This is a genomic window from Streptomyces pseudovenezuelae (assembly GCF_001513955.1).
Classification (GTDB): Bacteria; Actinomycetota; Actinomycetes; order Streptomycetales; family Streptomycetaceae; genus Streptomyces; species Streptomyces pseudovenezuelae.
On sequence record NZ_KQ948146.1, the window covers coordinates 905,588 to 925,120 of the forward strand.

A 19,533-nucleotide genomic window follows, 5' to 3' on the forward strand; every position below is an offset into this window, starting at 1 on the left:
GACACCGTGACGTGCGCACTGGAGAGTCACGGCTGATGGAGATCGACAACCTGACCCCGGCCGAACTGCGGGTGTGGCGCGCCTTCCCGAAGGGCGAGGCCGTGGACTTCCGGGCGGCGCAGGACGAGGACGTGGCGGGCGGTGCCGAGTGGGGCGCCGAACGCACCGTGCGGGCCTCCGTGTTGCGGGCGCTGATGCTCAACGGACCACAGGAGGACGGGGAGATACCCGCCCTCAAGCTCGCGGGCGCCCGGATCACCGGTGTGCTCGCGCTCCAGTACGGGACGGTCGACCACGCCGTACGCATGAGCCACTGCCACTTCGACGACGTACCGCTGCTGTACGGCTGCCGGCTGCGCCAGCTGAACCTCAGCAACTCGGTGCTGCCCGGACTGACCGCGGCCACGATGCGCGTGGAGGCCGTGCTGCGGATGACGGACTGCCGGGTGAACGGCCCGGTGCGGCTCGGCGGGGCGCACATCGCCGGGGCGTTGTTCCTGGACCGGGCCGAGATCGTCGCGGACCAGGCCGGGGAACCCGCGCTCCAGCTCAACCACATGAGCTTCGGCGACGACCTGTGGGCTCCGGGGCTCCGCGCCCACGGCGAGGTCCGCCTCAACGGCGCCACCGTCGCCGGTTCCGTCAACCTCAACGACGCCCGGCTCAGCCACCCCGGCGACATCGTGCTCGACGCGCAGACCCTCGTCGTGGAGGGCGACGTCCATCTGCGCCGGGTGCACACCTTCGGCTGGATCGGTCTGCGGGGTGCCCGGATCGCGGGCCGGCTCGACTTCTCGTACGCGCATCTGTCGAACCCGGGCGACGCGGCGCTCAGGGCGAACAGTTCCACCATCGGGGAGCTGTGGCTGCGCAAGGGGCCGCGCATCCAGGGCACCCTCAGCCTGCGCCGCGCCCAGATCGACGACCTGTTCCTGGAACCCGAAGTGGTGCCGGAGGAGGTCCAGTTCAACAAGCTCGTCTACACCTCGCTCACCCCGCAGGAGCCCGCCGAGCGCCGCCTGCCCATGCTGGAGCGCGACCGCGAGGGCTATGTCCCGCACGCCTACGAGCAGTTGACCGCCGCCTACCGCCGCATCGGCGACGACCGGGCCGCCCGGCTGGTCCAGCTCGCCAAGCAGCGCCGCCACCGCGCCACCCTCGCCTGGTACGGGCGCCTGTGGGGCCACGTCCAGGACGCCACCGTCGGCTACGGCTTCCATCCCCTGCGGGCGTGCGTCTGGCTGGTCTCCCTGCTCGCCGTCGGCACGCTCGCCTACGGTCTGCACCACCCGCCGCCGCTCAAGGCGGACGAGGCCCCGCACTTCAACGCGCTCTTCTACACCCTCGACCTGCTGCTGCCGGTGATCTCCTTCGGCCAGGAGGGCGCCTTCGCCCCGCAGGGCTGGTACCAGTCGCTGTCGTACGCGCTGGTCATCGCGGGCTGGATCCTGGCGACGACGGTCTTCGCGGGTGTGACACGGACCGTCAACCGCCAGTGAGAAGGGGTGACTTGAGAAGGGTTACTTGGGAGCCCCGACCACGCCCGCCAGCTCCGTGATGTCCGCGAGCATCCGGGCCGCGTCCGGCTCCCGCCCCGTGAACAGCCGGAACGCGTCCGCGGCCTGGAAGGCGGCCATCCCTCCCCCGTCGAGCGTGGCGCAGCCCAGCGCGCGGGCGGTGCGCAGCAGTTCCGTCTCCAGCGGTCGGTAGACCACCTCGGCGACCCACAGCTCGGGGCGGAGCAGGCCGGCCGGGAGGGGCAGACCGGGGTGGGCGGCCATGCCGGTGGGGGTGGCGTGCACGAGGCCGTCGGCGCCGGCCAGCAGCGGGGCCGGCCGGTCCGGGCCGGCCGCGGCCGCCCGTCCCTCGCCGAAGTGCCGGTTCAGGGCGGCGGCGAGAGCGGCGGCCCGGTCGGCGAGCGCGTCGACGACGGTGACCTGCCCGGCGCCCAGGGTGAGCATGGCGTGCGCGACGGCCGCCCCCGCACCGCCCGCGCCCAGCTGCACGACCCGCTCCAGGGGCACGTCGGGCAGCCCCCGCGCGAAGGACGCGGCGAAGCCGGTGACGTCGGTGTTGTGTCCGGTCGCGCGGCCGTCCTCGAAGACGACGGTGTTGACCGCGCCGAGCGCCTCCGCCTGCGGGGCGAGCGCGTCCAGGTGCCCGATGACCAGCTGCTTGCACGGGTGGGTGATGTTCAGCCCGTCGAAGCCCAGGTCCCGGGCGGCCCGCACCAGCTCGCCGACCGCCTCGGGACGTACGCCGAGCACGTCGATGTCGATGAGCCGGTAGAGACAGCGCAGGCCCTGCCGGTCCGCCTCCCGCTCGTGCAGCGCCGGGCTCAGCGAAGGGCCGATGCCGGCGCCGATGAGTCCGACGAGAAACGAGTCCTTGGCCACGCGGACCTCCCAGCCGAGAGCTAATGTACGAACCAGTACGTTAGCTATATCAGCCGGACAGCCGCCGGGGAAGAGCCGGGCGGCGCCTTCTAGAATCTGCCGCACCGGCCGCTCTTCCCGAAGGAACCCGATGACCAGCGTCGACGAACCGGCACGACCAGGCGGGCGGACCCGCGACGCCGCCCGCACCCAGGCCGAGATCCTCGACGTGGCGACCCAGGAGTTCGCGCGGGCCGGCTACGACGGGGCCCGCGTCGACGAGATCGCCGCCCGTACCCGCACCACCAAGCGGATGATCTACTACTACTTCGGCGGCAAGGAGCAGCTGTTCACGGCCGTCCTGGAGCGGGCCTACACCGTGATCCGCGAGGCCGAACAGGAGCTGGACGTCGAGCACCTGGACCCGGTCGCCGCGATCCGGCGGCTGGCCGAGGTGACCTTCGACCACCACGAGCAGCACCCCGACTTCATCCGCCTGGTCAGCATCGAGAACATCCACGGGGCCGAGCACATCGCCGGCTCCGAGAAGCTCGGCAGGATCGGCTCACCCGCCCTCGACGTGATCCGCCGCATCCTGGTCTCGGGGCAGGAGTCCGGCCTGTTCACGGCCGACGTGGACGCGGTGGACCTGCACGCGATGATCAGCTCGTTCTGCTTCTTCCGGGTGGCCAACCGGCACACCTTCGGCGCCCTCTTCGGCCGTGACCTCGTCGCCCCGGAGCAGCGCGCGCACTACCGGGCCATGCTGGGCGACATGGTGATCGCCTACCTGACGGCGGACCGCGCGGCGGACTGACCCGGCGCGTCCGCACCCCTTGACACCCGGGAGGCGCGGGCGCACCATCCTCGGCAACCGCTACTAACTATCCAGTGGGTTAATTAACTGGATAGCTCCCGGAGTCCCCCCGAAGGAGCAACCCGTGTCCGTCCCCGCCGAAGCCGTCGGGCAACCGAAAAAGGCCGCCACCGCCGCCTGGATCGGCAGCGCCCTGGAGTACTACGACTTCTTCATCTACGGCAGCGCCGCAGCCCTGATCTTCCCGAAGGTGTTCTTCGACGAGTCCGACCCGGCCACCGCGACCTTGCTGTCGCTGGCCACCTTCGGTGTCGCCTACGCGGCCCGGCCGGTCGGCGCGCTCTTCCTCGGGCATTTCGGCGACCGGGTCGGCCGTAAGAAGATCATGGTCTTCACGCTGATCCTGATGGGCCTGTCGACGTTCCTGATCGGCTGTCTGCCGAGCCGCCACCAGGTCGGCACCCTCGCCCCGGTCCTGCTGGTGCTCTGCCGTGTCCTGCAGGGCATCTCGGCCGCCGGTGAGCAGGCCAGCGCCAACTCCATGAGCCTGGAACACGCGCCGGGGCACCGGCGGGGCTTCTTCACGAGCTTCACGCTCAGCGGCACCCAGGGCGGACAGCTGCTCGCCACCCTGGTCTTCCTGCCGGTCGCCGCGCTGCCCGAGGACCAGTTGCTGTCCTGGGGCTGGCGGGTGCCGTTCTGGCTGAGCGTGGCGGTCGCCGTGGTCGGCTTCGTGATCCGCCGCAAGCTGGAGGAGACACCGGCGTTCGAGCAGCAGGCGGCCTCCGAGGGCGTCCCGAAGCTGCCGCTGGTGGTCCTGCTGCGGGAGCACTGGGCGGATGTGCTCCGGGTGATCGGGGGCGCGCTGATCGCCTCGGTCTCCACGATCTTCACGGTGTGGGCGCTGGCGTACGCGACGAGCGACGCGGTCGGGATGAGCCGTTCCTCGATGCTGTGGGTGGGCGCGCTGGCCAACCTCGTCGCGCTCGCCGCGATCCCGCTGTGGGCCACGCTGTCGGACCGCATCGGCCGGCGGCCGGTCTTCCTGATCGGCGCGGCGGGCAGCGCGGTGACGATGTTCCTCTACCTCTGGGCGATCTCCACGGGCAACTACCCGCTGACGCTGCTGCTCGGCATCCTCGCCTTCGGTGTCGTCTACAGCGCCGCGAACGGCGTCTGGCCGTCCTTCTACGGTGAGATGTTCTCCACCAGGGTCCGGCTGTCGGGCATGGCGATCGGCACGCAGATCGGTTTCGCGGTGGCCGGGTTCGCGGTCACCTTCGCGGCGCAGATCGCGGGCCCCGACGGCACCGACTGGTCCTCAGTGGCCCTCTTCACCGGGGCCCTGTGCGTCCCGCCGGTGATCGCCGCCCTGACGGCCCGCGAGACCCACAAGGTCCCCACGGAGGACCTCGGCTCCCGCACCCCCCGGGAGGCGTCCCGCCCGGAGAAGGTGACGGCCTGACCCTCCCCGCTCCGCTCTCCCCCCACGTCGAGCCCCCGAGCGCCCTGCCGGCACCGGGGGCTCGGGCCTGCCCGGCTCGCCACGCCTACGCGTTCGCCCAGCCCCGTGTGCACAGCACCAGCCGGTACCCGTCCGGGTCCTGCACCGTCACGCCCCACTCGTTCCAGTACGGGTTCGGCGACCGCACCCGGCTGCCGCCGTGCGCCTCCAGGCGGGCGACGAGGTCCTCCGGCACCGGCCCGTCGACGTAGACCACCAACAGGTCCTCCTCGGTCGGGCGCGGTTCGACCGGGCTCCCCTGCTCGTGGACCAGCTCCAGGTGCCACCCGGCGTCCGGCCACCCCAGCATCAGCAGGTCGTGCTCACCGGGCTCGGAGCCGCCCTCGGCCCGCCACACCACGCCCAGCCCGAGCCCCTCGACCCAGAACCGTTCGGCGGCGACCAGGTCCCGGGACGGGCGGGCGATACGGATGTGGCTACGGCCGTTCACGGGCATGCTGACCTCTTCCCTGGATGTCCCGGCCAGCGTAGGCACCCGCCCCTCCCCGACACATCGGCCGTCGGCCCTGGACCCCAGGTCGTAGGACCGGCGGACCGGGGCGGCGGGTGATTCCGCGCGGGCGCGTTGCCGTGGACCGGGCCTGCTCGCGGCGGAGGCGGACGAGCGAGTGCGGCAGGGTCGGCACCGCCGGGTGGTTCCGCCAGGGGCACGCTGTCGCAGACCGGGCCGGTCCCGCTCTTGGCAGAAGCGAACGAGCCGGTACGGCAGGGTCGGCGCCGCCGAGTGGTTCCGCGCGGGCACGCTGCCGTAGACCGAGCCGGTCCTGCTCGCGGTGGCCGGGACAGGCGGGAGCGGCGACGCCGGGCCGCCCGGTGCGGGCAGGGCCCGCGTACCCGGGCGGGTTACCGCTCAGCGCGTGCCACCCGGCAGGCGGGATTCCGCCGAGCTCGTCCCGCACACCACACCGGTCCTGCTCACCGTGGCCGAGGCCAGTGGGAGGCCACGCCGACCCGCCCAGCGCGGCCAGCGCCGGGAACCGGGCGGGACACCGCCAGGCGGATGCCACCCGACAGATAGGCGTCCCCTGGGCTCGCCCTCCATGGACCGCCCCACCGATCCCGCTCACCGTGGCCGAGGCCAGTAGGAGCAGACATGCCGGCCCACCCGCTGCGGGCAACGCCGGGAACCGGGCGGGTGCCACCCGACAGAAAGGCGTCCCCTGGGCTCATCCCATGCACCGCCCCACCGACCCCACTCACCGTGACCCAGACCAGCGGGAGCAGCCACGCCAGCGCGGGCAGCGCCAGCGTACCCGGGCCGGTGCCACCCCGGCCGGCGGCCTCCGCTGGGCTCGTCGTGGACGCTCGCGGGTCGGCGCGGTGGTCCGGGTGGTCAGCCGTGGTTCGTGCCGGTGGGGATTCCGTACGCCCGATCCACCCGCAGCCGCAGCACCAGCCGCCGGTCCCGGACCATCGCCGCGCGGTAGTCGTCCCAGTCGGGATGTTCGCCCTGGACGTCCCGGAACAGGCGGACGAGTTCCTCGACCGTGTCGTCGTGCGGGTCCTGCGCCACGGGCGTGAGGTCGGCCGTGCCCTCGGCGACCGTGTACGCCCATCGGTCCGAGGTCGTCACGTGGTACGAGGTACGGGGGTCCCGGCGCAGATTGCGGGTCTTGGCCCGGTCGTCGGTGAGGGAGACCCGGATGATCCGTTCGTCGGGGTAGTAGGCATGGCTGACGTTCGACAGCTGGGGCCGGCCGTCGCGCTTGAGGGTGACCAGCACCCCGCCGTGGCTTTCGGAGAGCAGCCGGAGCAGTGCGTCCTGCGTCGCGTCTTCGGTCATGACACGATCAACCGGCCCGGCCGCACCCGGCATTCCCGCCGGCGCCGAATCCGGGACGACCCGCGGCTCGTCGCGGTTTTCTGAGCGACGATGATGTCTGAGGTGGTGCGGACCGGGTATGTCGGTCCCCACCTCGACGGATGCGACGGAGGAGAGCGATGGCACAGCTGCGGCAAGAGGTCGATCCCGGTGAGGTGGGGCTGGACGCGAAGGCGCTCGACCGCCTCGACCAACACTTCGCCCACTACGTCGACGAGGGCCGGATGCCCGGCTTCCTGGTGTCCGTCGCCCGCGGCGGCCGCGTCGCCCACCTCACCGCGCACGGCCACCGTGACCTCGCCGCCGGCCTGCCGGTCGAGGCCGACACCCTGTGGCGGATCTACTCGATGACCAAGCCGGTGACCGCGGTGGCCGCCCTGATCCTGGTGGAGGAGGGCCGGCTGTCGCTGGACGACCCGGTCGCCGAGTACCTGCCGGCGTTCGCGGAGCCCCGGGTCTATGTGGACGGTTCCGGCGACGACCTCACCACCCGCCCGGCCCACGGTCCGATCCTGGTCCGGCATCTGATGACCCACACCGCGGGCCTGACCTTCGCCTTCTACCACTCCCACCCGGTCGACGCCCTCTACCGCGAGGCCGGACTGGAGTCGTCCGTGCTGCCGGGCTCGGACCTCGCCAGGACGGTCGACGTGTACGCGAGCCTGCCGCTCCAGTTCGAGCCGGGCACCCAGTGGAACTACTCGGTCGCCTCCAACGTCCTGGGCCGGGTCATAGAGGTCGCGTCCGGCCGGACGCTCGACACGTTCTTCGCCGAACGCGTCCTCGGCCCGCTCGGGATGACCGACGCCGGCTTCTGGGTGAGCGACGAACAGGCCGACAGGCTCTCGGAGTTGTACGGCGAGAAGGACGACGGCAGCATCGAGCCGGTCCCCGGACTGCCGCTGCGGGGCCGCCCCCGCCTGCTCTCCGGCAGCGGCGGACTCGCGGCGTCGGCGTACGACGTCCACCGCTTCGCGGAACTGCTGCGCCGCCGCGGCGAACTGGACGGCACCCGTCTGCTGTCCGCCGAGACGGTGGACCTGATGACCTCCAACCACCTGCCGGGCGGCGCCGACCTGCGCGCCTTCGGCACCAAACCGGCCCACGACGAGCCCGGCAACGACGGCGTCGGCTTCGGCCTCGGCGTCTCCGTGGTGATCGACCCCGCCCGCACCCTGGCCCCCTCGAACCTCGGTTCCTACGGCTGGAGCGGGGCGGCGTCCACGACCTTCTGGGTCGACCCGGGCCGCGATCTGACCGTGCAGTTCTTCACCCAGGTGCGGCCGAAATCGCTGAAGCTCTTCCCCGACCTCAAGCGGCTGGTCCACGAGGCCGTCACGGCGTAGGCGCCTACTGATCGACCCGCAGGGCGAAGTGCACGCCGTCGCGGGCGAGTTCGCCCAGCCACCGTTCCGAGCGGTCGGCGCTCTCCGCGGCGCGGTTCAGCCCTGCCGGGAGGGAGCCGTCCAGCACGTGGCCGACGCCCAGGGCGAGGGTCCGGGAGACGCAGCGGGCCATGGCGCTGTCCTCCTCGTCCCCCACCAGGTCGAGCAGATAGCCGCCGGACCAGGTACGGCCGTCCGCCGCGCGCACATCGAGGGAGACGGCGAGGACGACCCGGTCACGGTCGGCGTCCGTCGTGGGGTACCTGGCCGCCAACTCCTGGGCCAGGGCGGCGATCCGGGCGTCGTCGCCGGTCCTCAGCTCCTCGAAGACCGGCTCCCAGGCGCGCAGCCAGCCGTCCAGCCGCAGGGTCCCGCGCACGAAGGTCCGCGGGGTCCAGGCGGCCGGCAGTCCGTACTGCTCGACGAAGGGGACGCTGTCACGGTTGGGGTAGACCTCGAAGGTCTCGCCGTCCACGACATGGCGCCGGGTCGCCTCCCAGGGGCGCTCGGCGGTGGTCGGGGTGCCGTGGTCGATGTAACGGGCGGGCGAGCGCAGGGCGTTGAGGACACCGGCCGGAGCCCAGCTGAAGCGGTACCGGAAGTCGTTCGGGACGGCGGGCACTCCCCCGCAGTACGAGGTGAGACCGTACGACGCCGGCGTTCCGTCGCCGATCGCCTCGCGGGCCCTCGCGACGAGGCTGTGCGCGAAGAGGTGGTCGATGCCCGGGTCGAGGCCGGCCTCGGTGAGCACGACGAGTCCTGCCTCGCGCGCCTCGGGCACGAGTGCGAGGACGGCGTCGGACACGTAACTGGAGCAGGCGAAGTGGGCCGACCCGCGCACACAGGCGGCGAGGATCCCGGCGTGCTCGGGGGCGGGCAGCATCGACACGACGACGTCCCCGGGGGCCAGTTCGGCCGTGAGCGCGGCGAGCGTGTAGGCGCGGGGCGCGGCCCGTCCGTTGATACGAAGGCCTTCGAGGGCCTCCTCCGCCCGTTCCTCGGTGCGGTGCCACAGCAGTACGCGGTCGGCGGTGTCGCACAGGGCGGCCAGACCGCTGCCGGTGGAGAGTCCGGCACCGATCCAGTGGACGGTGCCGCTCGCGGGGACCAGGTCAGTCACGGCGCACCCCCTCCTTGTCGATGCCGAGTTCGCGGCACGCCCGGTGGAAGCGGTCCAGGCAGCGCCCCCAGGGTCCGCCGACCCCGAACTCCAGCAGCAGGGGCAGCAGCGAGCCCGAGAAGCCGACGCTGGACTCCTCCGGGAGCAGGGACGGCAGGTTGTCGATGGCGATCAGGTCGAGCGGGGGCTCCTTGTGGAGCCGGCGGACGGGCTCGTCCCACTCGGTGGTGCGGTCGTAGACCGGCAGGACGTTCAGCGGCGAGCCGACGTCGCAGGTGACGTCGGAGAGGGTGCGCAGCCGGCGGGAGGGGTCGTCCAGGTCGCTCTCGCGGACGAAGGGAGGGATCGGGCTGGTGGCGAGGACGCAGTTCACCAGCACGTCGTGGGCGAGCAGGGCGGGGCGGTCCAGGTCGCGGGTCTCGTCGAGGTCCCAGCAGGTGGGCTCGACGCCGGCGGCCTGGAGGGCGACGCGGGCGCCCCGGCCGCTGCGGCCCAGCGCGCCGATCACCAGGGCCGTGAACTCCTCGTCCCCGGCGACCGGGCGCAGAGCCTCCTCCAGTTCCTCCTGCGAGGTGGGCGTGAGGGGCGCGGACAGCCTCCCCCGGTGCTGGAGCACGGCGAGGGCCGCGCCGAGGTAACCGGCCCAGTAGCCGAAGGCGGCGAGCCTGCGGCCGTGGTCGTCGACCAGGTACTCCAGGTCGAGGAGGGCTCCTCCCCCGGCGGCGAAGCGGCGCAGCAGTTCCGCGGCGCCCGGCTGCTCCTTGTAGGCGTGCCCGAAGAAGACGTGCCGGTGCGGCAGGGCGGCGGGCCCGTCGGGGAGCTCCTTCAGGCCGACGACCACGGCGTCCTCAGGCGCCCGGGAGGCCCAGGAACCCGCGGGGGCGACCTCGCAGCCGACCGCTTCGTACTGCTCGATCGGGAAGATCCGCTGCGGGGACTCCTCGACGGTCAGCGTCACACCGCTGTCGACGAGCCGCCGGGCGTCGGACGGTACGACGGGCGTGCGTCGCTCGGTGGAGCGGACCTCGTGGCGCAGCCACAGATGGAGCTCGGTCATACGCGGTTGGCCTCCGGGCGCGGGGCGTCGGCCGCGAACCGGCCGGCGCTGAGCGGGCTGATGTCCACGAAGGGTACGCGGCCGAGGTACAGGTCGCGGACGACCTCGCCGACGGCCGGTCCCTGGAGGAAACCGTGGCCGGAGAAGCCGGTCGCGTACAGGAAGCGGGAGACCGAAGTCGCCTCGCCGATCAGGGCGTTGTGGTCCGGGGTGATCTCGTACAGGCCGGCCCAGCCACCGGTGCGGCGCAGGTCGAGCAGGGCGGGGGCGCGGTGCTGCATGGCCTCGGCCAGGCGGGGGATCCAGCGGTCGTGGGTGGCGGTGTCGAAGCCGGGTCGCTCGTCGGGGTCGGACATGCCGAGCAGGAGCCCGGGGCCCTCGCGGTGGAAGTAGAGGCTGCTGGTGAAGTCGATGGTCATGGGGAGACCGGGCGGCAGTGCGTCGACCGGTTCGGTGACGGCGATCTGGCGGCGCAGCGGCTCGACGGGCAGGTCCACGCCGGCCATCGCGCCGACGGCCCGGGACCAGGGGCCGGCCGCGCAGACCACCGTGCCGGTGGCGATCCGGCCCCCGGTGGTCGTGACGGCCGTGATGTCGTCGCCGCGCAGTTCGATGCCGGTGACCTCGGTGTGCCGCAGGACGGTCGCGCCGTGCCGACGGGCGTCGGCCGCGTAGCCGTGGACGACGGACTCGGGGGTGCAGTGGCCGTCCTCGGGCGAGAAGGCGGCGGCGAGCAGGCCGTCGGTCGTGATGAGCGGGGACAGCCGACGCGCCTCGGCCGGGTCGATCATGCGGCTCGGGACGCCGAGGGCGTTCTGCAGCCGCACGCTCTCCTCGAAGGAGGCGACCTCCTCGGGCGTCGACAGCAGGAACAGGTATCCGACCCGGTGCAGGCCGATGTCCTGCCCGGTCTCCTCCTCGAAGCGGCCGAACGCCTCCAGGCTGCGCGCCCCGAGCCGGATGTTGAGCTCGTCGGAGAACTGCGCCCGTACCCCGCCCGCCGCCTTCGAGGTGGAGCCGGAGGCGAGCTCGTCCCGCTCGACGAGCACCACGTCCCGTACGCCCGCGCGCACCAGGTGGCGGGCGATGCCCGTCCCCATGACGCCGCCGCCGATGACGACGACCTCGGCCGTGCGCGTACTCACCGCGGCTCCCCGTCGGCTCGTCCGGGCGGGACGTCACCCGGGCCGGCGTGGATCGTCGGCGGTGGGGCGATGGCCGGGTCCGCGTCGCGCAGGCGCGTGACCCGCTGTCCGGAGAGGAAGAGGACGTCGTCGGTCATTCCCTCTTCCTGTCCGGATCCGCCCTCCCGGAATCCGCCCGGCGATCAGGACAGGTGGGCCACCGCGTCCAGATGGGGCAGGTGGTGGTCCAGCCGCTCCCGCTTGGTGCGCAGATAGGTGATGTTGCTCTCGCACGGGGTGATCAGCAGCGGCACCGTCTCGGTGACCTCGATGCCGTGCCGCAGCAGTGCCTCGCGCTTGCGCGGGTTGTTGGACATCAGGCGGACCGAGTTCACGCCCAGGTCGTGGAAGATCCCGGCGGCGACGCCGTAGTCGCGGGAGTCCACCGGAAGGCCGAGCGCGAGGTTCGCCTCGACGGTGTCCAGGCCCTCCGCCTGGAGCGCCATGGCGCGCAGCTTGGCGAGCAGCCCTATGCCCCGGCCCTCGTGACCCCGCAGGTAGACGACGATGCCGCTGCCCTCCTTGACCACGGCCCGCAGCGCGGCGTCCAGCTGGTCACCGCACTCGCAGTGCTGGGAGCCGAAGGCGTCACCGGTCAGGCACTCGGAATGCAGTCGCACAAGGACGTCGTCCGCGGCGATGTCACCGTAGACGAGGGCGACCTGTTCATCACCGCGGTCGTGATCGAGGTAGCCGACCGCCTGGAATTTCCCGTACACGGTGGGCAGCGGGGCATTCACCACGCGTTCCACCCCGGTGCGCTGCGGTGCCTTCTTGCCGAGTACGCCAACGTAATCTGTCATGATCTGTTTCCTAAGCAGAGACGAAAGGCCGTGAAAAGATGAGCGGTTCGGGAATACGGTCGGCGGCGTACGGTCTGTTGCCGACGGACACTACGGAAGACGTACGGACGCGGGGTGCGGGCGTCTCAACTCAGGTCGCCGTCCTTCCGGTCGGTAGCTTCGAACAACACGGTCCGTACCTTCCCCTGGCGACCGACACCCTCGTCGCGTGTGCCGTCGCGCGGGAGATCGCCGCGGCGTACCCGGTGCACCTCCTCCCCCCGGTGACGGTCGCCTGCTCGCACGAGCACGCGGCCTGGCCGGGTACCGTCAGCATCTCCTCCGTCACCCTTCACGCGGTGGTGCGGGACATCGCCGCCTCGCTGCGCCGCTCGGGCGTCGAGGCGCTGGTCGTGGTCAACGGCCACGGGGGGAACTACGTGCTGGGCAACGTCGTCCAGGAGGCCTCCGCCCGCGGGGAGCGGATGGCGCTGTTCCCGGCCGCGGAGGACTGGGAGGCCGCCCGTACGGAGGCGGGAGTGGTCACCTCGCTGCTCACCGACATGCACGCGGGAGAAATCGAGACCTCCATTCTTCTGCACACGCACCCGGAAAGTCTCCGTCCCGGTTACGAGACCTCCGATTTCGTCGCGGACGACCGTCGTCATCTCCTCACCCTCGGCATGTCCGGTTACACCGATTCCGGTGTCATCGGGCGCCCTTCGCTGGGCTCGGCGGAAAAAGGGAAAGCGTTGCTGGAGAGCCTCGCGGCTTCCTTCGGGACGTATTTCTCGATGCTGACCGAATCCGGCGCCGAGTAGGGCTCCGCCGCCGGGCGCCGCAGGCCCTCGTACCAGCGGACGGCCAGGACGGCGGCGCCCGGCAGGCTCGCCACGAAGCTGAGGACGCCGTACACGATCGCGGTCGCGAGGCCGGTGCCGGCACCGAGGCCCATGGCGGCGAACGCCCAGGCGGTGACGCCCTCGCGGGGGCCGAACCCGCCGATGTTCAGGGGCAGTCCCATGGCGAGCAGGGCGAGCACGGCCAGCGGCAGCAGGGCGGCGACGGAGGCGTCGGAGCCCGCGATGCGCGCGGCGAGCACGAACATCCCGAGGTGGCCGGCGAGGACGACGGCGGAGGAGAGCGCGACGCCGGGCCAGTTGCGGTGGGAGAGCAGCGCCTCGCGGGCCTCGGCGAGGGTCGCGCGCAGGACGCGGCCGCGTCGGGTGGAGGGGGCCCGGTTCATCCGCAGGGCCACGGCCACGGCGAGCGCGCCGAGGGCGGCGAGTCCGACGAGGGGTGCGAGGTGGCGGGCCTCGGCCAGTACCGGGGAGTCCATGGTGAGCAGTACGGCACCGCCGACGAACGCCAACGCGATCTGACCGGCGACCCGTTCGAGGACGACCGCCCGTACTCCGCGGCCCATGTCACCGGCGCTCCGGCCGTGCCGGACCGCGCGGTGCACGTCGCCGAGGACGCCGCCGGGCAGGGCCGCGTTCAGGAACAGGGCCCGGTAGTAGTCGGCCACGGCCTCGCCGAGGGGCAGCCGGATGCGCAGCCCGCGGGCCACCAGCTGCCAGCGCCAGGCGCTGAACACGGTGGTCAGTACGCCGATCGCGAGCGCCGCCAGGAGGGCGGGGCCGTCGATCCGGCGCAGCCCGTCCAGGAAGACGCCGGTGCCGAGGCGCCACAGCAGGAGCGCGAGGATGGTGACCCCGGCCACCGTGCCGAAGTGGGTGCGCAGGGCACGGGAGTTGAGCACCGCGCGCAGGGCGGTGCGCCACCGGGGGGCGGCCGGGTGAGCGGGCTCGGGCCGGGCCTCGGTCACGATCACACCGATCCGGTCGTGGGAGACGGCGGCCTCGGTCAGGTCCCTGGCGGGCACGCCGGCCGCTTCGAGGATCTCGGCCCGGGCCACGAGAGCGTCGGTCCGTGCCGTGAGCAGCTCGTCCCGGGTCTGGACCACCTCTGCCCGCAGGGTGCGCGCCCGCTGGGAGAGCGTGCCCGGCCCGGCCGGGTCCGCGGGTCGCCGTACGGGCAGCGGCGCCTTGGTGCGAGCGGTGCCGCGGGCCGGGAGGTCCGTGTCCGGCCGCACCGTCTCCACGCTCATGACGCTCCGCCCGTCGGACGGGACAGCGCCAGCAGGTCGCTGTGGTGGACGACGACCTTCAGCTCCCCGGCGCGGCAGGCCTCCAGGCGGTCCCGGAGATAGCGCTCGGCGCGCTCCTTCAGTTCGGGGCGCTCCTCGACGGCCGCGCCGACCCAGCCGCGCAGCCACTGGGCGGTGAGCGCGGCCTCGGCGGGGCCCAGGTGCCAGGCGCTGGGGTGCAGCCGTACCGTCGCGCCCCGTTCGGAGAACGCCTCGCAGGCGGCGTTGACGGCGTCCGGGCCGAGCAGTCCGCCGCGCCGCTGGTGGGCGTTGAAGGCGTCGGCGATCTCCTCGTCCAGCGGGTCGGACGGGGTGAGCTCGACGCGGCCCGCCACGGACAGCGTGAGCAGGGCCGGGCAGCCGGCGCCCGTGCAGGCCGCGGCGAGGGTGTCGATCTCCTCGCGGGTGAGGACGTCCAGGAGCGCGGAGGCCGTCACCAGCGAGGCGCCGGCGAGGGCGTCCGGGGTGAGCAGCCCGACGTCGCCGCGGCGCGTCTCGACGGTGACCCGGCTGCCGTCGGCCGCGGAGCGCGGGGAGGCGACGGCCGCGAAGTGCAGCAGGTAGGGGTCCCGGTCGTGCAGGATCCAGTGCTGGGGGCCGTCCAGGCGGGACGCGAGCCAGCGGCCCATCGAGCCGGTGCCGCAGCCCAGGTCGTGGATGACCAGCCCGGCCTTGCCCGGCAGGTTGGCCAGCCGGATCCGCAGCGGGTCGAGCAGATCACCCGCCCGCGCGGCCGCGTCGGGCCCCTCCCGCAGCTCCAGCCACTCGGGGGCGTAACGGGGAGCGTCGTCGGGTCCGGCGTCCCTGAGCCGTACGGTGGGACGCTCGCCGGGGCGGGTGCTGGGACCGGCACCGGGGATGACCGATTCCGCGTCGGACGGGACAGGCTGCACCGACGTCACCTCTCGAGGACCGGGCTGGGCCGGGATCTTCCCGCTCTGCTTGGTCGCCGTCTTCCTCATGCCGCCCTCCTGGGCTCGCTCGGGAGTCGGCCGAGAACTCCGGCCAGGCTGCGGGCCGTGGTCGCCCAGCCGTCCAGGGCGGCCCGCCGGCCCCGGGCAGCCGCCTTGAGCCTGCGTCGTACGTCCGCCTCGCCGAACCAGCCGCGCAGTTCGGCGGCGAGGGCGCCGGGGTCCTCCGGCGGGACGAGGATGCCGGGCACCCCGCCGTCGGGGGCGCGTCCGAGCGCCTCGGGCAGTCCGCCGACGTCGGTCGCCAGCACCGGGATGCCGCGCGCGAGGGCCTCGGTGACCGCCATGCCGTAGGTCTCGGCGTAGGAGGCGAGGACCATCAGGTCGGCGGCGGCGTAGCTGGCGTCCAGCTCGGCGCCGGCCTGCGGGCCCGCGAGGTGCAGGCGGTCCTGGAGGCCGTACTTCTTGATGAGCATCCGCAGATGGGCGACGTACTCGGGGTCCTGGGTGATCCCGCCGACGCACACGCAGCTCCACGGCAGGTCCTGCGCGCCCGCCAGGGCCTCGATCAGCCGGTGCTGGCCCTTGCGGGGCGTCACCGCGGCCACGCACAGCAGCCGGGAGAGGCCGTCGGTGCCGGAGGCGAGGGGGGCGATGTCGGCGCCCGGGGTCGCGACGTGGACGCGCTCGGGGGCTAGGCCGTGGTGGGAGACGAGCCGGCGTACGGCCCAGTCGCTGGTGGCGATGACGGCGGGCACGGCCCGCAGCACCTCGCGCTCCCTGGCGTCCAGTTCCAGGGCGAGTCGGGGTTCGAGTCCCGTCTCGTCGCCGAGCGGCAGGTGGACGAGGACCGCGAGACGCAGCCGCTCCGCCTCCGGGACGATGATCTCCGGGACTCCGCAGGCGACCAGGCCGTCGATGAGGACGACGGTGTCGTCGGGCAGGTCCCGCAGGGTGCGGGCCAGCTCGGTACGGGCCGGCCCTCCCGGCCGGGGCCAGCTGCCGGGCACCGCGTGCCGCTCGACCTGCCAGCCGAAGCCGGGCAGATCCAGGCAGACCCGCCGGTCGTAGGCGTTGCCGCCGCTCGGCGCGGTCGCGTCGTCCACGCCGCCCGGCATCACGAAGTGCACGGTCCGCAGGGACATCGGGATGATCTCGGCCTTCTTGAGAGCCGTGTGCTGTACGGGCACGTAGTCGAGAGTGCCCGCCCGCCCGGTCGTCATGTCGGTCACAGGGCACGCTCGTAACTCGCCCAGGCGACATGCGACTCGTGCAGCGTGACGGTCAGGCCCGCGAGCCCCTTGGCGCCCTCTCCGAGAGCGCCCTTCTCGATGCGCTCGGCGAGCCGGTCCGCGATGACCTTCGCCAGGAACTCCGTGGAGGTGTTGACCCCGGCGAAGTCGGGCTCGTTGTCGAGATTGCGGTAGTTCAACTCGCTGACCACGGCACCGAGTTCCTGGGTGGCCAGTCCGATGTCGACGACGATGTTGTCGTCGTCCAGCTGTTCGCGCCGGAACGTGGCGTCCACGAGGAACGTCGCGCCGTGCAGTCGCTGCGCGGGGCCGAAGACCTCGCCGCGGAAGCTGTGGGCGATCATGATGTGATCGCGGACGGTGATGCTGAACAACGGACGACCCTCCAGGTGCGGCGCGTCTGGTCCCCCGGCTGATCCCTGCCGGGGGATGCCGTGTAGTACGGCTCTCCGTGTCCCCGTGTTCAGCCGGATCTCACTCTTTTCTCAGGTCAGGCGGTCTTGCCGTACCTCACGAGGTGACAGAGGGCCGCAATGTCCCCACTGGCCAGCGCGGGCATCACCTTCGGCAGTTCTTCGAACGCGCTTTCCCCCGTGATGAGGGCGTCGAGCGCCGGATCGGCGAGCAGCTTCAGGGCGAGGGCGAGCCGGTCGCCGTAACTGCGGTTGCCGCGGGCCGGTGACACCGTGCCGACCTGGCTGCTGCGGATGACGAGCCGCCGGGAGTGGAAGGCCTCGCCGAGCGGCAGGCTGACCTTCCGGTCGCCGTACCAGCTCAGTTCGAGGACCGTGCCCTCGGCGCCGAGGAGTTCCAGCGAGCGGGCGAGGCCCTGTTCGGTGGCGCTGGCGTGGACGACGAGGTCGCAGCCGCCGAGGGCGTCCGCGGGGGACGCGAAGCCGACGCCGAGGGCCTCGGCGGTGGCGGCGCGGGCGGGGTCGGCGTCCACGAGCTGGACCCGTGTGCCGGGAAAGCGGGCGAGGAGCGCGGCGACCGAGCTGCCGACCATGCCACCGCCGACCACCGCGATCCGGTCGCCCACCAGGGGCGCCGCGTCCCAGAGGGCGTTCACGGCGGTCTCGACGGTGCCGGCGAGCACGGCCCGGCGGGCGGGCACGTCGTCGGGTACGACCGTCACGGCGCTCGCGGGAACTACGTACCGCGTCTGATGCGGGTACAGACAGAAGACGGTCCTGCCCTTCAGCGCGGCGGGCCCCTCCTCCACCAGCCCCACGCTGAGGTAGCCGTACTTCACGGGTCCCGGGAAGTCACCCTCCTGGAACGGTGCCCGCATGGCCGCGTGCTGGCTCTCGGGCACCCCGCCGCGGAACACGAGTGTCTCCGTGCCCCTGCTGACCCCCGAGTAGAGCGAGCGGACCAGCACCTCGTCCTCGCGGGGAGCCGGAAGGGCGACCTCCCGAATCTCGCCCTCTCCCGGAGAGCGGAGCCAGAACGCGCGAGCGGCGGCCTTCATCGAGAACCTCCTGAACGATCGGCAACCCGTGCACGTACCTCGTCACGTACCGAGATGTGCACAGGCCGCGCACAGTACGCGGCCTTGATCGACTCTGTCATCTGGCCGGAGGAATGCGCGGTGGCCCTGAACAACACTTACGAAGCAAGGCTGGTCCAGCAGGAGACCGCTGTGGGAGCGGGCGTTCAGATCCTGTTGCTGGCCCTGCTCGGCACGGCGATAGGCATGGGGCCGGCGGGCTGGCTGACCGGCCTCGCCTTCGCCGTCGCCACCTGGGCCGTGCTCTCCAGGGCGCTGCACCGCACCCGGCCGCGGTCCTTCGGGCCGGCCAACCGGGTGACCCTCGGCCGGGCGACCCTGGTGGGCGGCGTCACGGCCCTGGTCGCGGACTCCTTCCAGGACTCCCCGCCGGTCACCCTCTTCGTCGGGCTGACGGCGGTGGCCCTGATCCTCGACGGCGTCGACGGCAAGGTGGCCCGCGCGACGGGCACCTCGACGCCGCTGGGCGCGCGGTTCGACATGGAGGTCGACGCGTTCCTGATCCTGGTGCTCAGCGTGTACGTGTCGATGTCCCAGGGCCCGTGGGTCCTCCTCATCGGCGCCATGCGCTACGGCTTCGTCGCCGCCGCCCGCGTCTGGAACTGGCTCAACGCCCCGCTGCCGCCGAGCATGGCCCGAAAGACGGTGGCCGCGCTGCAGGGGATCCTGCTGCTGGTGGCCGCGTCCGGGTACCTGCCGCACTCGGCGACCTTCGGGGTCGTGGCCCTCGCCCTGGGGACGCTGGTCTGGTCGTTCGGCCGGGACATCCTGTGGCTGTGGCGCACGCACCGGGCGGACCAGGCGGCGGTGGGCGAGCTGCTGGAGCTGGAGTTCGCGGCGGTGGAGCGGGAGCGCGAGCCGGAGGCGGTGGCCTCCTGAGGTCCGGCCGGCTCCGGGTCAGCTCTTGAGCGGCACCCGGTACACGGTCGACTCCCGCTGCCGGAAACCCTGCCGCTCGTACAGCCGGTTGGCCGCCGCCCGGTCCGGGCGGGAGGTCAGGTCGACGGTACGGGCCCCGGCCTCCCGGGCGAGTCGGATGGCCTCCCTGATCAGCAGTCCCGCGATGCCCTGACCGCGAGCCGCGTGGTCGACGATCACGTCCTCGATACGGGCCCGCAGTCCCGCGGGCGCGGGGAACATGACGAGGGTGAGCGTCCCCACGACCGACCCGGTCCGCGACCTCGCGATCAGCATGGTGTTGGCGTCACAGGCGAGGATGCGGCCGAGTGCGGCGAGATCGAGGGCCTCGGCCGTCGAGGACAGCTGCGGCAGCATCCGCGCGAAGGCGTCGACAAGCTCCTGGTCCGCCTCCCGGGCGATCTCCACCCGAATGTCCTGATTCTCCATGGGGTGGACCCTATCGCCGCGGTTGCGGCAGCCACGGCAGATCCGATGCGCCGGGGCACGGGAGCCGTCCGGCGGATCACGGCCCGGCTCCCGGGCCCGGCACCCCGGCGGGCGCCCCTGACTCGGCCACCCGAACCGTCCGGCGGGTACACGGCCGACATCCGAACGTCCTGTCCGGCTCTCGACCGGAGCACCTGAACCCACCCGGCCCCGACCCCCATGACGGCGAAGCGAGCCTTCCCGACCCAGCCAGCCGCACGACTCCGCGCGTACGCGGGCCGACATCCGAACCTCCC

General features: G+C 72.8%; 19 protein-coding genes and 1 pseudogene. 6 read left to right on the top strand and 14 right to left on the bottom strand.

Going from position 1 to position 19,533, the window contains the following annotated elements:
- Window positions 1-35 precede the first annotated feature (35 nt).
- Complete coding sequence (locus AQI94_RS16185; RefSeq protein WP_031052943.1) at window positions 36-1,499, top strand: oxidoreductase; 1,464 nt, start codon at window positions 36-38, stop codon at window positions 1,497-1,499.
- A 21-nt stretch (window positions 1,500-1,520) separates the two neighbouring features.
- On the opposite strand, the gene AQI94_RS16190 is transcribed toward AQI94_RS16185, so the two are convergent.
- A complete protein-coding gene (locus AQI94_RS16190) occupies window positions 1,521-2,396 on the bottom strand; it encodes a shikimate dehydrogenase (RefSeq protein WP_062229777.1) in 876 nt (291 codons plus the stop codon).
- A 130-nt stretch (window positions 2,397-2,526) separates the two neighbouring features.
- Here AQI94_RS16190 and AQI94_RS16195 point away from each other — a divergent pair, with 130 nt between their 5' ends.
- A complete protein-coding gene (locus AQI94_RS16195) occupies window positions 2,527-3,192 on the top strand; it encodes a TetR/AcrR family transcriptional regulator (protein WP_031059538.1) in 666 nt (221 codons plus the stop codon).
- Between the two features lie 124 nt (window positions 3,193-3,316).
- On the top strand, window positions 3,317-4,657 hold the full coding sequence (locus tag AQI94_RS16200; protein WP_031059536.1) for an MFS transporter: 1,341 nt from the start codon (window positions 3,317-3,319) through the stop codon (window positions 4,655-4,657).
- 85 nt (window positions 4,658-4,742) lie between these two features.
- On the opposite strand, the gene AQI94_RS16205 is transcribed toward AQI94_RS16200, so the two are convergent.
- Window positions 4,743-5,153, bottom strand: coding sequence for a VOC family protein (locus AQI94_RS16205; protein ID WP_031059534.1), 411 nt, complete (start codon window positions 5,151-5,153; stop codon window positions 4,743-4,745).
- 897 nt (window positions 5,154-6,050) lie between these two features.
- On the bottom strand, window positions 6,051-6,500 hold the full coding sequence (locus tag AQI94_RS16210) for a PPOX class F420-dependent oxidoreductase (RefSeq protein ID WP_031059533.1): 450 nt from the start codon (window positions 6,498-6,500) through the stop codon (window positions 6,051-6,053).
- A 158-nt stretch (window positions 6,501-6,658) separates the two neighbouring features.
- On the opposite strand from AQI94_RS16210, the gene AQI94_RS16215 reads away from it, so the two are divergent.
- Window positions 6,659-7,885, top strand: coding sequence for a serine hydrolase domain-containing protein (locus AQI94_RS16215; RefSeq protein ID WP_031059529.1), 1,227 nt, complete (start codon window positions 6,659-6,661; stop codon window positions 7,883-7,885).
- 4 nt (window positions 7,886-7,889) lie between these two features.
- On the opposite strand, the gene AQI94_RS16220 is transcribed toward AQI94_RS16215, so the two are convergent.
- From AQI94_RS16220 to ribA, 5 genes are read right to left on the bottom strand one after another with little or no spacing between them, the layout of a single operon-like run.
- Window positions 7,890-9,044, bottom strand: a complete 1,155-nt coding sequence (locus tag AQI94_RS16220) for a saccharopine dehydrogenase family protein (protein WP_031059528.1) — start codon at window positions 9,042-9,044, stop codon at window positions 7,890-7,892.
- Window positions 9,037-10,101, bottom strand: a complete 1,065-nt coding sequence (locus tag AQI94_RS16225; RefSeq protein ID WP_031059525.1) for a saccharopine dehydrogenase — start codon at window positions 10,099-10,101, stop codon at window positions 9,037-9,039. Before AQI94_RS16225 ends, AQI94_RS16220 begins: the two co-directional genes overlap by 8 nt.
- The gene (locus tag AQI94_RS16230) at window positions 10,098-11,246 is read right to left on the bottom strand and encodes an NAD(P)/FAD-dependent oxidoreductase (protein ID WP_031059523.1); all 1,149 of its coding nucleotides are present in this window, start codon (window positions 11,244-11,246) and stop codon (window positions 10,098-10,100) included. Before AQI94_RS16230 ends, AQI94_RS16225 begins: the two co-directional genes overlap by 4 nt.
- Window positions 11,243-11,383, bottom strand: coding sequence for a hypothetical protein (locus AQI94_RS44605; protein WP_158806472.1), 141 nt, complete (start codon window positions 11,381-11,383; stop codon window positions 11,243-11,245). Before AQI94_RS44605 ends, AQI94_RS16230 begins: the two co-directional genes overlap by 4 nt.
- Window positions 11,384-11,428: 45 nt before the next feature.
- Window positions 11,429-12,088: a GTP cyclohydrolase II gene (gene ribA / locus AQI94_RS16235; protein ID WP_031059521.1), complete on the bottom strand. Its 660-nt coding sequence runs from the start codon at window positions 12,086-12,088 to the stop codon at window positions 11,429-11,431.
- A 38-nt stretch (window positions 12,089-12,126) separates the two neighbouring features.
- Between ribA and AQI94_RS42795 the strand changes: the two genes are divergently transcribed.
- A complete protein-coding gene (locus AQI94_RS42795) occupies window positions 12,127-12,888 on the top strand; it encodes a creatininase family protein (RefSeq protein ID WP_078902977.1) in 762 nt (253 codons plus the stop codon).
- A 68-nt stretch (window positions 12,889-12,956) separates the two neighbouring features.
- On the opposite strand, the pseudogene AQI94_RS16240 reads toward AQI94_RS42795, so the two are convergent.
- The 5 genes and pseudogenes from AQI94_RS16240 to AQI94_RS16260 form a co-directional block, all read right to left on the bottom strand.
- Window positions 12,957-14,177 (bottom strand): annotated as a pseudogene (locus AQI94_RS16240) (lysylphosphatidylglycerol synthase transmembrane domain-containing protein); the annotation flags it as partial.
- Window positions 14,174-15,178: a class I SAM-dependent methyltransferase gene (locus AQI94_RS16245; RefSeq protein WP_031059516.1), complete on the bottom strand. Its 1,005-nt coding sequence runs from the start codon at window positions 15,176-15,178 to the stop codon at window positions 14,174-14,176. The pseudogene AQI94_RS16240 and the gene AQI94_RS16245, both read right to left, overlap by 4 nt.
- Window positions 15,175-16,350 carry a glycosyltransferase family 4 protein gene (locus tag AQI94_RS16250; protein ID WP_404817917.1) on the bottom strand — a complete coding sequence of 392 codons (1,176 nt, stop codon included), beginning with the start codon at window positions 16,348-16,350 and terminating at the stop codon, window positions 15,175-15,177. Before AQI94_RS16250 ends, AQI94_RS16245 begins: the two co-directional genes overlap by 4 nt.
- 5 nt (window positions 16,351-16,355) lie before the next feature.
- Entirely contained in the window at window positions 16,356-16,754 is a 399-nt protein-coding gene (locus AQI94_RS16255) for a 6-pyruvoyl trahydropterin synthase family protein (protein WP_020123858.1), read from the bottom strand.
- A gap of 116 nt (window positions 16,755-16,870) precedes the next feature.
- Complete coding sequence (locus tag AQI94_RS16260) at window positions 16,871-17,851, bottom strand: zinc-dependent alcohol dehydrogenase (RefSeq protein WP_031059505.1); 981 nt, start codon at window positions 17,849-17,851, stop codon at window positions 16,871-16,873.
- Window positions 17,852-17,971: 120 nt separating this feature from the next.
- On the opposite strand from AQI94_RS16260, the gene AQI94_RS16265 reads away from it, so the two are divergent.
- Complete coding sequence (locus AQI94_RS16265) at window positions 17,972-18,769, top strand: CDP-alcohol phosphatidyltransferase family protein (protein WP_031059503.1); 798 nt, start codon at window positions 17,972-17,974, stop codon at window positions 18,767-18,769.
- 18 nt (window positions 18,770-18,787) lie between these two features.
- Here the strand turns inward: AQI94_RS16265 and AQI94_RS16270 are convergent, their stop codons facing one another.
- The gene (locus AQI94_RS16270) at window positions 18,788-19,237 is read right to left on the bottom strand and encodes a GNAT family N-acetyltransferase (protein ID WP_031059501.1); all 450 of its coding nucleotides are present in this window, start codon (window positions 19,235-19,237) and stop codon (window positions 18,788-18,790) included.
- Window positions 19,238-19,533 lie beyond the last annotated feature (296 nt).

Bases quoted from the DNA above. Each gene is read 5' to 3' on its own strand.
- AQI94_RS16195 (WP_031059538.1), top strand. From the start codon at position 2,527: ATGACCAGCGTCGACGAACCGGCACGACCAGGCGGGCGGACCCGCGAC.
- AQI94_RS16215 (WP_031059529.1), top strand. From the start codon at position 6,659: ATGGCACAGCTGCGGCAAGAGGTCGATCCCGGTGAGGTGGGGCTGGAC.
- AQI94_RS16260 (WP_031059505.1), bottom strand. From the start codon at position 17,851: ATGAAGGCCGCCGCTCGCGCGTTCTGGCTCCGCTCTCCGGGAGAGGGC.
- AQI94_RS16225 (WP_031059525.1), bottom strand. From the start codon at position 10,101: ATGACCGAGCTCCATCTGTGGCTGCGCCACGAGGTCCGCTCCACCGAG.
- AQI94_RS44605 (WP_158806472.1), bottom strand. From the start codon at position 11,383: ATGACCGACGACGTCCTCTTCCTCTCCGGACAGCGGGTCACGCGCCTG.
- AQI94_RS16210 (WP_031059533.1), bottom strand. From the start codon at position 6,500: ATGACCGAAGACGCGACGCAGGACGCACTGCTCCGGCTGCTCTCCGAA.
- AQI94_RS16245 (WP_031059516.1), bottom strand. From the start codon at position 15,178: ATGAGGAAGACGGCGACCAAGCAGAGCGGGAAGATCCCGGCCCAGCCC.
- ribA (WP_031059521.1), bottom strand. From the start codon at position 12,088: ATGACAGATTACGTTGGCGTACTCGGCAAGAAGGCACCGCAGCGCACC.
- AQI94_RS42795 (WP_078902977.1), top strand. From the start codon at position 12,127: ATGAGCGGTTCGGGAATACGGTCGGCGGCGTACGGTCTGTTGCCGACG.
- AQI94_RS16205 (WP_031059534.1), bottom strand. From the start codon at position 5,153: ATGCCCGTGAACGGCCGTAGCCACATCCGTATCGCCCGCCCGTCCCGG.
- AQI94_RS16270 (WP_031059501.1), bottom strand. From the start codon at position 19,237: ATGGAGAATCAGGACATTCGGGTGGAGATCGCCCGGGAGGCGGACCAG.
- AQI94_RS16185 (WP_031052943.1), top strand. From the start codon at position 36: ATGGAGATCGACAACCTGACCCCGGCCGAACTGCGGGTGTGGCGCGCC.
- AQI94_RS16250 (WP_404817917.1), bottom strand. From the start codon at position 16,350: ATGACGACCGGGCGGGCGGGCACTCTCGACTACGTGCCCGTACAGCAC.